At 68.5% G+C, this 14,378-nt stretch carries 13 protein-coding genes; 11 read left to right on the top strand and 2 right to left on the bottom strand.

Features of this window, described 5'->3' with window-relative positions; all coding sequences use genetic code 11:
- Position 1 precedes the first annotated feature (1 nt).
- The 10 genes from AC0662_RS40345 to AC0662_RS40390 all read left to right on the top strand — a co-directional run bounded on the left by AC0662_RS40345 (position 2) and on the right by AC0662_RS40390 (position 10,368).
- The gene (locus AC0662_RS40345; protein WP_452192963.1) at positions 2 to 697 is read left to right on the top strand and encodes an MgtC/SapB family protein; all 696 of its coding nucleotides are present in this window, start codon (positions 2 to 4) and stop codon (positions 695 to 697) included.
- 22 nt (positions 698 to 719) lie between these two features.
- Positions 720 to 1,151, top strand: coding sequence for a MarR family winged helix-turn-helix transcriptional regulator (locus AC0662_RS40350; RefSeq protein ID WP_478307283.1), 432 nt, complete (start codon positions 720 to 722; stop codon positions 1,149 to 1,151).
- A gap of 85 nt (positions 1,152 to 1,236) precedes the next feature.
- A complete protein-coding gene (locus AC0662_RS40355) occupies positions 1,237 to 2,616 on the top strand; it encodes an MFS transporter (RefSeq protein WP_478307285.1) in 1,380 nt (459 codons plus the stop codon).
- Between the two features lie 41 nt (positions 2,617 to 2,657).
- Positions 2,658 to 3,455: an inositol monophosphatase family protein gene (locus tag AC0662_RS40360; protein ID WP_478307287.1), complete on the top strand. Its 798-nt coding sequence runs from the start codon at positions 2,658 to 2,660 to the stop codon at positions 3,453 to 3,455.
- Complete coding sequence (locus AC0662_RS40365; protein ID WP_452192971.1) at positions 3,452 to 4,402, top strand: carbohydrate ABC transporter permease; 951 nt, start codon at positions 3,452 to 3,454, stop codon at positions 4,400 to 4,402. Before AC0662_RS40360 ends, AC0662_RS40365 begins: the two co-directional genes overlap by 4 nt.
- A complete protein-coding gene (locus AC0662_RS40370; protein WP_452192973.1) occupies positions 4,399 to 5,211 on the top strand; it encodes a carbohydrate ABC transporter permease in 813 nt (270 codons plus the stop codon). The genes AC0662_RS40365 and AC0662_RS40370 overlap by 4 nt, the downstream gene beginning before the upstream one ends.
- 2 nt (positions 5,212 to 5,213) lie before the next feature.
- A complete protein-coding gene (locus AC0662_RS40375) occupies positions 5,214 to 6,530 on the top strand; it encodes an ABC transporter substrate-binding protein (RefSeq protein ID WP_452192975.1) in 1,317 nt (438 codons plus the stop codon).
- Positions 6,527 to 7,201, top strand: coding sequence for a glycerophosphodiester phosphodiesterase (locus tag AC0662_RS40380; RefSeq protein ID WP_478307290.1), 675 nt, complete (start codon positions 6,527 to 6,529; stop codon positions 7,199 to 7,201). Before AC0662_RS40375 ends, AC0662_RS40380 begins: the two co-directional genes overlap by 4 nt.
- 169 nt (positions 7,202 to 7,370) lie before the next feature.
- Positions 7,371 to 8,567, top strand: coding sequence for a Gfo/Idh/MocA family protein (locus AC0662_RS40385; RefSeq protein ID WP_452192979.1), 1,197 nt, complete (start codon positions 7,371 to 7,373; stop codon positions 8,565 to 8,567).
- 223 nt (positions 8,568 to 8,790) lie between these two features.
- A complete protein-coding gene (locus AC0662_RS40390) occupies positions 8,791 to 10,368 on the top strand; it encodes a phosphodiester glycosidase family protein (protein ID WP_478307292.1) in 1,578 nt (525 codons plus the stop codon).
- Here AC0662_RS40390 and AC0662_RS40395 read toward each other — a convergent pair.
- Together AC0662_RS40395 and AC0662_RS40400 are read right to left on the bottom strand one after the other, a co-directional pair.
- Positions 10,358 to 10,771: a hypothetical protein gene (locus tag AC0662_RS40395; protein ID WP_478307294.1), complete on the bottom strand. Its 414-nt coding sequence runs from the start codon at positions 10,769 to 10,771 to the stop codon at positions 10,358 to 10,360. The two genes, AC0662_RS40390 and AC0662_RS40395, sit on opposite strands and share 11 nt — an antisense overlap.
- A complete protein-coding gene (locus AC0662_RS40400; RefSeq protein WP_452192985.1) occupies positions 10,768 to 11,463 on the bottom strand; it encodes a GntR family transcriptional regulator in 696 nt (231 codons plus the stop codon). Before AC0662_RS40400 ends, AC0662_RS40395 begins: the two co-directional genes overlap by 4 nt.
- A 120-nt stretch (positions 11,464 to 11,583) precedes the next feature.
- Here AC0662_RS40400 and AC0662_RS40405 point away from each other — a divergent pair, with 120 nt between their 5' ends.
- Positions 11,584 to 14,298, top strand: a complete 2,715-nt coding sequence (locus AC0662_RS40405) for a UxaA family hydrolase (protein WP_478307296.1) — start codon at positions 11,584 to 11,586, stop codon at positions 14,296 to 14,298.
- Positions 14,299 to 14,378 lie beyond the last annotated feature (80 nt).

The raw sequence follows: 14,378 nt of genomic DNA on the forward strand, positions 1-14,378 counted from the left end.
CATGAAACTCCAAACGTCCAGTACCTGGACCGAACTCCTGCTCCTGCTGATCGCGTTCGTGCTCTCGATGCTGATCGGCATCGAGCGCCAGATGCGGCAGAAGAGCGCCGGCATGCGGACGCACACCCTGGTCGGCACCGGCGCCGCACTCTTCACCCTGGTCTCCGGTTTCGGCTTCACCGCCGTCCTGGGGACGGACGTGAACCTGGACCCGTCCCGGATCGCGGCCCAGATCGTCTCCGGCGTCGGCTTCCTCGGCGCCGGCGTGATCTTCATGCGCCGTGACGTCGTCCGCGGGCTCACCACGGCGGCGACGATCTGGATGACGGCCGCGATCGGGATGGCCTGCGGCGCCGGCATGCCGGTCCTCGCGGTCGCCGCGACCGTGCTGCACCTCGTCGCCGTCGGCCCGTTCGCCCGGCTCGCCCGCTTCCTGCCGTCCCCGGACCGCCGCCGCACAGTGACAGTGCGGTACGACGACGGCGCCGGCGTACTCCGGTCGATCCTGTCGACCGCGACGTCTATGGGTTTCGAGGCGTCGGTGCTCGGGACCGAAGTACACCGGGACGGGTCGCGACCACAGGTGCGGGCGTCGATGCGGTTCTCCGGCCGCCCGCCGCTGCAGAACCTGGTGCTCGCGCTGGACGACCTGGACGGGGTCACCGGGGTGCGTTTGCGCAACGACGAGGATGATTGAGATCATCAGCTAAGCTGATGGTATGCCTGCTTCGGATGCTGCCGCCCACGAGATCCGTACCAGCCTCTTCCGCCTGGTCCGGCGGTTGCGTCAGGAGCGGCCCGAGGGGGAGCTGAGCTACTCCCAGCTCAATGCGCTCGGGTGGCTGGAGCGCGAGGGTCCGAAGACCAATGCGGAGCTGGCGGCTGCCGAGCGGGTCACGCCGCAAACCATGATGCGCGCGACCACCGAGCTGGTCGCCACGGGGTTGATCAGTCGTGCTGACAATCCCGCCGATCGACGGCAGGTACTGCTGAAGATCACCGCCGCCGGGACCACGCTCGTCCGCGAGGACCGCCGGCGCCGCGACACCTTCCTCGCCAAGGCGATGGACACGACGCTCACCCCCACGGAGCAGGACCTCCTGCACCTAGCCGCGCGCCTCATGGACAAACTCTCCGAGGTGCCGCAGTGACCAGCACCTGGGGTCCGCACCAACCATTTCGGGGCCGCCGAAATGGTTGGTGCGGGCTCAAAGTCCGCCGCGAGGGAGGTGCGGCGTGACGAAGGTGGTGGAGGAGCGGGTCGCGACGGGGGTGCCGGCTCGGTACGCGTCGTCGGTCGGGCTCGGGACGTTGTTGCAGCCGCTGAACTCCTCGATGATCGCGGTCGCGCTGGTGGCGATCGGCGCGGACTTCCACGCCGGGACGGAGACGCAGTGGTTGGTCTCCGGGCTCTATCTCGCGACTGCAGTGTCGGCGCCGACCGCCGGACGGCTGGCTGATCTGCTCGGGGCCCGGCGCGTGTTCCTCGCTGGGTTGGTGCTGGTCGCGCTGGTGTCCGCGCTGGCGCCGCTGTCGCCGAGCCTCGGCTGGCTGATCGCCGCGCGCGTTCTGCTCGGCATCGGCACCGGCGCGCAGTTCCCGTCCGGCGTTGCGATGATCCGTCGCATCGCCGACCGCCGAAAGGCCTCCGCGGTCGGTGCCCTCGGGCTGCTGTCAGTCTTCGCTCAGACCTCGGCGGCGCTCGGCCCCAGCGTCGGTGGCTTCCTGGTCGGCGCGTTCGACTGGCAGGCGATCTTCCTCGTGAACCTCCCGGTCGCCGCGATCGCAGGCATCGCCGTACTGCGCCTCGTCCCCAAGGATCCGCCGCGGCCAGCGGATGACGACCGGAAGCTCTGGCGTGAGATCGACCTTCTCGGGTTGGTCCTCTTCACTCTCGCGATGACCGCGCTGATGCTCGTCCTGCTCTCGCTGACCACTCGTCCGATCTGGTGGTTGCTCGCGCTGGCAGTCCCGCTGACGGCCGTCTTCATCGTCTGGGAGCGACGCTCCAGCAGCCCGTTCGTCGACGTACGACTGCTCGCCCGCAGCGCACCACTCTCCCTCGGGTACCTGCGCACGATGCTCACCTACGTCGCCTTCTATGCGATCTTCTACGGTCTGCCCGGGTGGCTCGAGCAGGGCCGTGGTCTCGATCCGACGCAGGTCGGCCTGATCGTCCTCCCGATCGCGACTCTGGGAGCGATCACCGTCGCGATCGCGACCCGGCTCGCCCGCAATCACGGTCACCGACTGCTGCTCGTCATCGGTTCGGCCGGTCTGTTGATCGGCGGCGCCGCCCTCGCCTTCGGAGTCCACGCCGGTACGCCGATCGTGGTCCTGGTGCTGATCAGCGCGATCCTCGGCGTACCCAACGGATTCAACGGGCTCGGCAACCAACTGGCCGTGTACCGCGCCGCGCCGCCCGAGGTCGCCGGCGCCGCGGCGGGGCTATTCAGAACCTCGCAGTACGTCGGGGCAAACCTGGCCGCCGCGGCGATCGCGCTCGTGTTCGCCGGGCCTGCGACCGACGGCGGACTGCACCGGCTCGGGCTGCTCGTCGGCGGGATTGCAACGATTCTGCTTCTGGATGTGATCTTCGTGAGAAAATCACAGTGATTCTCTATACGTAACCATCGTTCGGTGATAATTTCACCGGCATGCCCGCAGCCCTGAACCTCCTTGACCTGCGTGAGCTGGCCGTTCGGCTGGCGACCGCGGCGGGTGCGGAGCTCCTGGCTCGTCAACAGAGTCTGTCGATCGATGCGGCCGGTGTCGAAACCAAAAGTTCTGTCAGCGATCCGGTCAGCGCGGCCGATCGTGCATCGGAGAAGCTGATCACCGACGGCATCACCGCGGAACGCCCCGGCGACGGACTGCTCGGCGAGGAAGGTGCTTCCCGCCCCTCGACCACCGGCCTGACCTGGGTGATCGACCCCCTCGACGGCACGGTCAACTATCTGTACGGCCGGCTCGACTGGTGCGTCTCGATCGCCGTCGAGGACGCGGACGGCGCTCTCGCCGGCGTGGTCCACCAACCGCGCACCGGGACGACCTGGTCCGCTACCCGCGACGCCGGCGCCTACCGCGACGGCGAACGGCTGGGTCCGCCGCGGCAGTCCCAGCTGGACACGGCTCTCGTCGGTACGGGCTTCTCGTACCTGCCCCATCGCCGCGCCGAACAGGCCGAGATCCTCTGCCGGCTGCTGCCCGCCGTCCGCGACATCCGCCGCGGTGGATCCGCCGCCCTCGATCTCTGCGCGGTCCCCGACGGTACGGCGGACGCGTATTACGAGCACGTCATCCAGCCGTGGGACGTCGCCGCCGGCGCCCTGATCGCCCGCGAGTCCGGCGCGACCGTCGTCCGCGGACCCGGAACGGCTTTTGAACAAGGCATTCTGGCTGCTGCCCCTTCGGTGGCAGCCCCGCTTCTGGAACTACTGAGGAGGTCGGTGTGACGGTAGTTGACCTGCCGGCCCGGACCCATCCGGACGAACAAAAAATTGCCCAAGGCAATGATCAGCTCAAACGCCGCAGGCGTCGTGAGTACGGGCTGTTCGCGCTGCTGGTGGCGCCGAACCTGCTGGTGATCGCGGTCTTCGCGTACTGGCCGATCATCTACAACGCGTTCCTCAGTCTGACCGACTGGAACATGATCGCCGCACGCCCGAAATTCGTCGGGCTCGCGAACTACGGCCGTACCCTGACCGACCCGGCGTTCCACAAGACGCTGTGGGTGACGGTCGTGTTCACCGGCCTGATCGTGGTCGGCAGTCTGGTGATCGGGCTGGCGCTCGCGTTCCTCTTCAACCTGCCGCTGAAGGGCCGCGGGGCGGTCCGGACGATCGCGTTCGCGCCGCACATCCTGTCCGGCGCGGCGGTCGCGACCATCTGGGCGTTCATCTTCGACCCCGGGTACGGCCTGATGCGGGCGCTGATCGAACCGTTCGGCGCCGAACCGCCGGACTGGATGAACAACTCCGACTGGGCACTGCCGGGTCTCGTCATCGTCTACCTGTGGAAGAACGTCGGCTTCGCCGCGCTGATCTACCTCGCCGGCCTGCAGGGCCTGCCGAAGGAGCTCGACGAGGCGGCGGCGATCGACGGCGCGTCGACCTGGACCCGGTTCCGGTCGATCAAGCTGCCGCTGCTTGCCCCGATCACCTTCTTCCTGTTGATCACCACGGTGATCGGTACGTTCCAGGCGTTCGACGTGATCGCGGTGATGACCGGTGGTGGCCCTGGTGACGCCACCACCACGCTCAGCTGGTCGATCTACAACGAAGGTTTCCAGGCGTTCAACGCGGGCCGCGCGGCGACGCTGTCGATCATCATGTTCGTCATCCTGCTGGTCGTCACCACGGTGCAGGCCCGGGTGATGGAGAGGCGGGTGCACTACCGATGAAGACACGCGCGATCCAGTACGTCGTACTGATCGGTGTGGCGGCCGTGTTCCTCGGACCGCTCTACTGGTTGCTGTCGACGGCGGTCAAACAGCCGACCGAGATCTACCAGTGGCCGCCGGCCTGGTGGCCGCATTTCACCTGGGAGAACTTCAGCCTGGCGTGGAAGGCCGCGCCGTTCGACCGGTTCTTCCTGAACTCCACGATCATCACCGTCGTCGGTACGGCGCTGAAGGTGGTGAACGCGGTCCTGACGGCGTACGCCTTCGCGTACCTGCGGTTCCCGTTCAAGAAGATCCTGTTCTTCCTGGTGCTCGGCGCGATGATGGTGCCCGGTCACGTGACCCTGCTGCCGAACTACCTGACGGTGGCGTCGCTCGGCTGGATCAACACGTACGCCGGGCTGATCATCCCGGGCATCGGGTCCGCGTTCGCGACGTTCCTGATGCGGCAGCACTTCCTGACGCTGCCGACCGAGGTGACGGACGCGGCCGCTGTCGACGGCGCGGGACACCTGCGCACGCTGTGGCGCGTCGTACTGCCGATGTCGCAGCCGATGCTGATCACCGTCGTCGTGATCACCGCGGTGGAGGAGTGGAACAACTTCGTCTGGCCGCTGATCGTCACCAACACCGCGTCGATGCGGACCCTGCCCGTCGGGCTGCTGATCCTCAAGGACGAGGAGGGTCTCGCCGCCTGGGGCACGATCATGGCCGGAACGCTGCTCGTACTGGCGCCGATGCTGCTGATCTTCCTGATCGCCCAGCGCTACATCGTCGGCGGCATCACGGCCGGAGCTCTGAAGGGATGAGCATGCGACGTCGTACTTTCCTCGGAGTCACCGCAGGACTCTCGCTGGCCGGATGTGGCTACCGTTCGGTCGACGCGATCTACTCGCAGCCGGCCGGATCCGTGCCGAAGCAGTACGCGAACCGCACCCGGGTGGTGCTGTGGTCGTCGTACGGCGGCGTGAACGGCAAGGCGGTCGGCAAACTCGTTGACAAGTTCAACGAATCGCAACAGGACGTGTACGCCGAGGTGCAGTTCCAAGGCAGTTACGACGACGTGGCGCAGAAGGTCGCGGCCGCGCTGGTCGCGAAGCAGGCGCCGGATCTCGCCGTACTGTCCGATGTCACCTGGGAACGGTTCTTCCTGAACGACGCGCTCGAGCCGCTCAACGACCACTTCACCGACGGCTTCGGTCCGGGGGTCTACCAGGAGAAGCTGTTCGGCGAGTACGTCGTGAAGGGGCAGAGCTGGGCGGTGCCGTTCGCCCGCAGTACGCCGATCCTCTACTACAACCGCGACGCGTTCGCGAAGGCCGGGCTGCCGGATCGCGCACCGCGGACCTGGAGCGAACTGCGCTCGTGGGTACCCGAGCTCGCGAAGGTGCAGTCGGGTGGACGGTCGATGCGGACGATCGCGTTCGCGAAGATCGACGGCGACTGGCAGTTCCAGGGGAACGTGTGGCAGTTCGGTGGCGCGTACTCCAAGGGGCTGGACGTCACGATCGACGAGGCCGGTGCGGTCGCGGCCGGCGAGTGGCAGCGGTCGATGGTGCACGATCTCGGGGCGGCGTACATGGCGAGCAGCCCGAGCACGGACTTCGCGAACGGGCTGGTCGGCGTGATCCAGGAGTCGACCGGTGGCATGAAGACCATCACCAGCAAGGCGAAGTTCAAGGTCGGCGCCGGGTTCATCCCGTCGGAGGTCGCGGCCGGGATCGCCACCGGTGGCGGCGGGATCGGCATGCTGCGGAACATCTCGACCGAGCGCAAGCAGGCCGCGGCGAAGTTCCTGGCGTTCCTCGCGCTGCCCGAGAACTCGGCGTGGTGGACCACGCAGACCGGTTACCTGCCGGTGGTGAACAAGGCCCGCGAGGACGCCGAGCTGAAGAAGCTGATCGCCGAGCAGCCGAACTACGGTGTGGCGATCGCCCAGCTGGCCAACGCGCGCCAGCAGGACGGGATCCGGCTGTACGGGCGGAACGCGAACGTGTCGATCTACACCGGGCTGCAGCAGATCTACGCGGACAACGCAAAGCCCCAGAAGGTCTTCGGTTCGGTCGCGAAGCGGCTCGAGGCGATCGGCGACGAGGTCAAACGGCTCTACGAGGAGAAGGTTCTGTGATCATCACCGGCCACCGGGGCGCACTCGGGACGGCACCGGAGAACACGCTGCGATCGTTCCGGAAGGCGGTCGCCGACGGCTGCGACGAGATCGAGCTCGACCTGCGGGTCAGCGCCGACGGCGAGCTCGTGATCATGCACGACGCGACCGTCGACCGGACGACGTCCGGGACCGGCGAGGTCGCGGCGCTGACGCTCGCCGAGATCCGGGCGCTCGACGCGGGCGAGGGCGAGCAGGTGCCGACCTGGTCGGAGGTGGTCGCCGCGGTGGACATCCGGATCCAGGCGGAGGTCAAGGCGGAGGCCGCCGTACCGCTGCTCGCGCAGTCCCTGAAGTCCGACCCGGCCTTGGCCGCGCGGACCGTGGTGACGTCGTTCCACCCGGAGATCCTGGTGGCTGTGCGCGACCTGTTCCCGGAGGTCGAGACCGGGCACATCTTCGGCCGTACGCCGGAGATCTCCGAGGTGATCGCCCGCACCCAGGCCGCCGGGGCGACCTGGTCGATGTGCGGCCTCGCGGGCCTCACCGCCGAGGGGATCGCGGAACTGCACGCCGCCGGCCTGAAGGCCACCGCCTGGCCGATCCCCGACGCCGCCGCCCTCGCCGAAGCCACCGCCCTAGGCGTCGACGGCATCACCACCGACAACCCGCATCTGCTCGGCGCGAGCTGACCCCGGATCTCCAGGCCATCACAATCCCGTCTTTCGGACGTCCTCCCGCGGAGCCGACGCCGCGGAGCCCGATGGTGATGGCCTGGCGGTCCGCCGTGTCCTGTGTCACACGAATCAACGTCCGAATATGTTCTTCCGTGGAACATAAATGTGTGATTGCCTTGGCGTCATGGGAATCAGCATCGGTGTGGTCGGAGCCGGCCAGTTCGCCCCCTCCTTCCTGCGGCTGTGGTCCGCGCATCCTGACGTCTCCGAGGTCCGCCTGACCGACGTCGTCCCGGAGCGGACCGCCGAGATGGCCGCCAAGCAAGGCATCACGGTCACGCACGCGTCGTTCGAGGAGATGCTCGAGTCGGACGTGGACGCGGTCGCGATCTTCACCCAGCGCTGGCTGCACGGTGAGATGGCGATCAAGGCCCTCGAGGCCGGGAAGCACGTCTACTCGACGGTCCCGATGGCGATCGAGGCCGACCAGATCGCCCGGATCATCGAGCTCGTCAAGGAGACCGGGCTCACTTACATGATGGGTGAGACCAGCTTCTACTACCCGTCCTCGGTGTACTGCCGGCAGAAGCTCGCCGACGGCGCCTTCGGCCGGGTGTTCTACTCCGAGGGCGACTACGTCCACGACATGGACCTCGGGTTCTACGCGGCGTACCAGTACTCCGGTGGCGAGGACTGGAAGAAGACCGCCTCGTTCCCGCCGCTGCTCTACCCGACGCATGCCGTCGGCAACGTTCTGTCGGTGACCGGTCAGCACGCCACCCACGTGTCGGCGATCGGCGTCAAGGACGACCGCGGCGACGGTGTGTTCGACAAGGACGTCAGCCAGTTCGACAACGACTTCTCGAACGCGACCGCGTTGTTCAAGCTCGCCGACGGCAGCATCATGCGGACCAACGAGATGCGCCGGGTCGGGTACCCGTCGCACATCCGCGAGTCGCGGCTGCGGGTGTTCGGTACCGAGGGCAGCTTCGAGCAGCTCGCGACCACGACCCTGTGGCAGAACAAGGAAGGCGTCGAGGACGTCTCCAACCTGATGGAGACCAAGCCGAGCGGCTCGCACGACGACGCCGACCTGGCGAACGTCGACCCGGCGCTGCGCGACGCGTTCCGGTCCGGCCTGTCGCCGGTCCACGACCGCTCGCGGCTCCCGAAGGAGTTCGCCGGCCTGCACAACGGCCACGAGGGCTCGCACCACTTCCTCGCCGACGACTTCGTCCGCGCGGTCGCCGACAAGGCCCTGCCGCCGATCAACGCCTGGGTCTCGGCCCGCTACACGCTGCCCGGCATCTACGCGCACCAGTCCGCGCTCCAGGGCGGCGTACAGCTGGAGATCCCCGACCACGGCGACGCCCCGGCCTGAACATAAGAACGGGTAGTGGTCGGCTTCGCCGTGACTCGCCGAGCGTGAGCGCCCGCCGAATCCGGCCGAACAGCCGACCACTACCCGTCCTTCGGTACACCTCCTCTGTTTGCCGGGGTTTCTGTCAGCGACTACGACGTGGCGGGGCGCCGTTGGAGTGATGTTCAGGTCCGCGACGCTCACTCGGGTTGCGGCGTACCCGGCGGGACCGTAGGAACGACCTATGACCCTGCGACGCCTGGGCCTGCCCGCCCTCTGTCTGTCCCTGACCCTTGGTGGCACCACCGCGATCGCCACCCCGCCGACCGACCATCTCCCGCTCGGGCCGGCCAACCTCACCGAGACCCGTGACACCCGGACGCTGCAGCCGGGTGTCACGCTCACGACGATCGTCCGCGGCCAGAGCGACAGCTCCGCCGGCTGGACGGTCGAGATCTCGATCCCGTCGTCCTCGCCCGACCCGGACGCACCGGCTGCCGCGTTGTCCGATCGGGTCGGTGCCGACAAGGCCGCCGACAAGCTGCGCGCGGCCGGTCTGGAGCCGCGCGTCGAGGACGTGCCGACACCGAAGCTCGCCGACGCCGGCGGGAACAGCCTGGGGTACCGCGTGCGTGTCGGGCTGTTCGCGACCAAGGCGGAAGCCGACGCACTGCGGACCAAGGTGATCGCGGCCGGGCTGAACGGTTCGAGCCTCTACACGGGCTGGGACGGCGAGCCGGACGACGTGGCGGGTTCGACCGGGCCGTGGCATGTGCAGGTGCTGACGATCGACCCGAAGACGTTCCGCGGCACGCTCGACGCGACGTACGGCCCCGACATCGAGCAGCGCGAGACGACCAGCACCCTCGCGACGCTGACCGGCGCGACGGCCGCGATCAACGCCGGCTTCTTCGTCCTCGACCCGAAGTCCGGTGCGCCTGGTGATCCGGCAGGCGTCGGGGTGTACGACGGCCGACTGGTCAGCGAGCCGACGAACGGCCGGCCCGCACTCGTCCTCGGTCCGAGTGGTACGTCGGTCGACCGCTTCACCTGGCGCGGGACCGTCGGCAAAGACCTGCCGCTCGACGGGCTCAACCGCGTACCGGGCCTGATCCGCAACTGCGGCGGTACGGCGGACGACCTGCCGACCGCGAAGCCGCTGCACGACACCACCTGCACCGACGCCGACGAACTGATCGCGTTCGACCCGTCGTACGGCGTCTCCACCCCGAGCGGACCCGGCGCCGAGGCGATCCTCAACCGCAGGGGCATCGTCACCGCCATCCGGACCACTCGCGGTGGCGCGATCCCCGAGGGCGGTCGGACCGTTCAGGCCACCGGGAACCTGGTCGCTCCGCTGCTCGCCGCGGCCACGGTCGGGAAGCCGCTGTCGATCCGGTCGAGACTGCTCGACGACCACGGTCGCCCGGTCCCGCTGACCCGGCGTACGACGATCGTCAACGGCGGACCGGAGTTGGTTCGCGACGGACGGATCCACGCGACCGCGGCGGCGGACGGGATGGTCCAGGCCACCCCGAGCTTCTACTACGGCTGGGTCCACAAGCGGAACCCGCGCACGATCGCCGGCGTCGACGACCACGGCCGCACCGTCCTGATCACCGCCGACGGCCGCAACGTGAACAGCCTCGGCCTGTCCATCTCCGAGGCCGCCGCGGTCGCCAAGTCCTTCCACCTTCGCGAAGCCATCAACCTGGACGGCGGCGGCTCCACCACCATGGTCGCCGACGGCAAAGTCCTCAACACCCCGTCCGACGCCACCGGCGAACGTCCGGTCGGCGACGCACTGGTGATCACGAAGTAGGTACCGCGATCAGGTCCAGGTCGCGCCACGGGAGCAGACGGACGGCAACCGCGGATCGGTTCTCGAGTTCGGCGTGCAGCAATCGATGGACGCCATCGAGGATCGTGATGCGGTTGTCGGGGCGGGCGAGGGCGTCGAGCGGATGGATCAGATCGGCGGCCAGGGTTCGGTCGTACTGCTCCCGATAGGTCACCGGGTCCGCCGCGACCTGGCGTGGCGTGACCTGGAACGGCTTCCCGGCGTACGCCCAGAACGGGAGGTCGAGATGGTGCCTGAGTGCTTCGACGGGCATCGACACCACGGGCAGATCGAGTGCGTGCAGAAGCTCGAGGTCCCACTGGAAGTCGAGGATGTACGCCGACAGCTCCTCGGGCACCGCGAGGGGGAACGGGCGCCGATTCACTCGTAGATTCGGCGGAGCCGGAGCGTCATCGAGTTCTCGATGTGGTGGGTCATCGCGGCTTCGGCGGCGGTCGGGTCGCCTGAGGTGATGGCATCGACCAGGGTGCGGTGTTCGGTGAGGACCTCGGGGCCGATGTCGCGGTCGTAGTGCAGACGGAAGATGTGCAGGTGGCAGTGGGTGCGCTCGAACGCGAGCCGGACCTGTTCACTGCCCGACAGGGACGCGATCAGCGAGTGGAACCGGTTGTCGTGGGCGGTTAGTGACTTGTAGCCGGCGTAGTCGATCGACGTGGGCTCGACGGCGTTCGCGAGCTCGGCGCGCAGCCGGGTCTCGCCCTCGGCATCGATGCGTTCGGCGGCGCGGTGCGCGGCCCAGGGCTCGAGCAGCAGCCGGAACCGGTACAGGTCGTCGAACTCCGCCAGCGTGAGCAGCGGCGTCGCGCGGTACCCCTTCAGCGGCTCCTTGACGGCGAGCCCCTCGGACTCCAGCCGCGCGAGCGCCTCGCGGACGGGCGTCGACGAGACCTGGAACTCTCGCGCCAGCCCGTCGATGGAGATCCGGGCGCCGGGGCGGATGACGTGGTCCATCAGCATTGTCTTGATGGCCTCGTACACGTCGTCGGCCAGCATCTGCCGTCGCAGCAGCCGCCGGTCCACGGGTGCGATCGGCTCCTGCCCCGCCGTCTCAGCCATCAGCTGTCTCCGGATCTGGTCGCGGTCTTGACCCCACCGGTCAGGTTTCGGCAGGGTAACACTGGTAATCATGCATCATGCACGATTCTGGGCCGAGTGAGCTACGGGAAGGCGCGAACGATGGTGAGGTTCGAACAGATCGGCGTCCTGCCCGAGCCGGGTGACAACGTCGCGATCGCGTCCCGCCGGCTGGACGCCGGGACGCAGGTCGAGCTCGACGGTACGACGGTCACGCTGCCGCACACCGTGCTCGAAGGGCACCGCTTCGTGGTCACCCCGGTCGCGACCGGCAACGCCCTGACCTCGTGGAACACCGCATTCGCGCGCGCGTCCCGCGACCTGGTCCCGGGCGACTACGTCTGTACGCCGACCAGCCTCGCCGCGGTCACCGCCCGTGGTGTCGACGGTCTCCCGGAGGAGCCGTCCGCGACCAACGAGCCGCTCGACCCGTACGAGCTCGACGAGTCCGCGCTGACCTTCGGCGCCCAGGTGACGAGCGTCGAGCAGCCCGGAACGTTCCTCGGCTACCCCCGTGAGCAGGGCCCGGCGGGGACGCGGAACCACGTCGTACTGCTGGCGACCAGTTCGCGGAGCAGCGGGTTTGTCACCGAGCTCGCGCGGCGCTTCGACGGTGCGGCCGCGGGCGATGGCGTCGTACCGGTGGCGCACACCGAGGGTGGCGAGGACGAAGTACCGAACAACCTGCACTTCCTGCTCGCGACGCTGGCCGGCTTCACGCTGAACCCGAACGTCGGCGCCGTCCTGATCGTCGACACCGAGGGCGACGTGGTCTCGGGCGACGCGATCAAGGAGTTCATGGTCGAGCACGGGTACCCGTCGCTCAAGGTGCCGCACGCGTATTTCACCCGGGAGCACGGTTTCGAGACCGACCTCACGGCCGCCGGCGCGCAGATCGAGCCGTGGCTGCCGATCGTCGACGCGCAGCAGCGCCAGGAAGTCCCGCTCGCGGACCTGAAGATCGCTCTGCAGTGTGGCGGCTCCGACGCGTTCTCCGGTATCTCGGCCAACCCGCTCGCCGGTCAGGTCAGCGCCGAGGTCATCCGGCACGGCGGTACGGCGGTGCTCGCGGAGACCGACGAACTGATCGGTGCCGAGCCGTACGTCCTGCAGAACGTCCGCGACCTCTCGACCGCGAAACGCTTCCTCGCCACGATCAAGTCGTTCAAGGAACGCGTCGGCTGGCACGGCCACACCGCCGAGGGCAACCCGTCCGGCGGCAACGTGTACCGCGGCCTCTACAACATCGTGCTGAAGTCGATCGGCGCCGCGCGCAAACTGCCCCGCGAAGTACGCCTCGACCACGTGATCGATTACGGCGAACCGCTGCCCGGCGACGGCTACATCTTCATGGACAGCCCCGGCAATGACCTGGAGTCGGTGGCCGGCCAGATCGGCAGCGGCTGCAACCTGATCTTCTTCACCACCGGGAACGGCTCGATCACCAACTTCCCGTTCGTCCCGACGCTGAAGTTCGTCACCACCAGCGCGCGGTACGAGCGCCTGCAGGCCGAGATGGACGTCGACGCGGGCAAGTACCTGACCGGTACGTCGATGCCCGATCTGACCGCGGAGACCTTCGACCTCGTGGTCCGGGTCGCGTCCGGCGAGAAGAGCGCAGGCGAACGCGCCGGCCACAGCCAGGTGTCGATCTGGCGGAACTGGAAGCAGACCGGCCCGGTCGAAGGCGTCTCGATCACCACCGACGGCCGGATGAGCCGCAAGCTCGCCGACCTGCCGGCCGAGGACCGCGACGCTCCGCTCGACGGTCGGCCGCACGCGGGTCTGACCTCCGACGGCCGCACTCTCACCGAACTCCTCAGGGTCGACGACCGACTGGTCCCCGAGGCCGTCGGCCTGATCCTGCCGACCAGCCTCTGCTCCGGCCAGATCGCGCTGCGAATCGCGGCCCAGGCGGAGCTGGAGAGGTGGGCCGGCGACTCGGTCACCCGGATGGTCGCCCTGCCGCACACCGAGGGCTGTGGAAGCAGCGGCGGCGCCTCCGAGGAGACGTTCGCGCGGATCATGCTCGGGTACCTGCTGCACCCGAACACCCGGATGGCGCTGCTCCTCGAGCACGGCTGCGAGAAGACGCACAACGACTACTTCCGCTCGCGCCTGGTCGAGGCCGGCGCCGACCCGTCCCGCTTCGGCTGGGCGAGTATCCAGGCCGACGGTGGTCTGGACGCGGTCGGCGGCCGGGTCAAGGACTGGTTCAGCAGCTTCGACATCCCCGCACCGGCCGACGAGGACGGCAACCTCGGCGCGCTGACGATCGGTCTCGAAGCCCGCGGTCCGTTCTCGGACGCGACCGCCGAAGCGCTCGCGCTGATCGGCCGTGAGATCGTCGGCTCCGGCGGTTCGGTCGTCCTCTCGTCACGCGGCGCACTCCTCGCCCACGACGCCTTCCGTACGGCGGCCTTCGGGTCGACCGACCCCGTCGGCCCGACCGTCGCGCACGGGCAGCGCCTCGCCGCACCGGGCTGGCACGTGATGCGGATGCCCGGCACGGACTGGATGGAGACCGCGACCGGGTTCGGCGCGACCGGCGTCCAGCAGATCCTCGCGCATGTCGCCGGCGGTACCTTGTCGGCGCAGCGGTTCGTCCCGGTCGTTGAATTCAGCAACGATCCCGAGACGGTGGCGACGTACGGCGACGACCTGGACGCGGTGGCCACCGGTGACGCGGCCGAACAGGCCCGGATCGGTCTGGACACGATCGCCGCGGTCGCCAGTCGCCGGCTCGTCCCCAAAGCGGTTGCGTCCGGCAACGTTGGTTTCCAGATCACCCGTGGTCTGCTCGGTACCTCGATGTGAAAGGTTCGTCCATGCACCTGGTCCGTTATCTCTCCCCGGTCGACGGTCGCCCTGTCCCTGGTGTGCGCACCGGGGACACG

It is taken from the genome of Kribbella sp. NPDC043289 (assembly GCF_056436705.1).

What these genes read in the sequence shown, in the direction of transcription:
- AC0662_RS40345 (WP_452192963.1), top strand. Translation starts at nt 2, where the DNA reads ATGAAACTCCAAACGTCCAGTACCTGGACCGAACTCCTGCTCCTGCTG.
- AC0662_RS40350 (WP_478307283.1), top strand. Translation starts at nt 720, where the DNA reads ATGCCTGCTTCGGATGCTGCCGCCCACGAGATCCGTACCAGCCTCTTC.
- AC0662_RS40360 (WP_478307287.1), top strand. Translation starts at nt 2,658, where the DNA reads ATGCCCGCAGCCCTGAACCTCCTTGACCTGCGTGAGCTGGCCGTTCGG.
- AC0662_RS40370 (WP_452192973.1), top strand. Translation starts at nt 4,399, where the DNA reads ATGAAGACACGCGCGATCCAGTACGTCGTACTGATCGGTGTGGCGGCC.
- AC0662_RS40375 (WP_452192975.1), top strand. Translation starts at nt 5,214, where the DNA reads ATGCGACGTCGTACTTTCCTCGGAGTCACCGCAGGACTCTCGCTGGCC.
- AC0662_RS40385 (WP_452192979.1), top strand. Translation starts at nt 7,371, where the DNA reads ATGGGAATCAGCATCGGTGTGGTCGGAGCCGGCCAGTTCGCCCCCTCC.
- AC0662_RS40390 (WP_478307292.1), top strand. Translation starts at nt 8,791, where the DNA reads ATGACCCTGCGACGCCTGGGCCTGCCCGCCCTCTGTCTGTCCCTGACC.
- AC0662_RS40400 (WP_452192985.1), bottom strand. Translation starts at nt 11,463, where the DNA reads ATGGCTGAGACGGCGGGGCAGGAGCCGATCGCACCCGTGGACCGGCGG.
- AC0662_RS40405 (WP_478307296.1), top strand. Translation starts at nt 11,584, where the DNA reads ATGGTGAGGTTCGAACAGATCGGCGTCCTGCCCGAGCCGGGTGACAAC.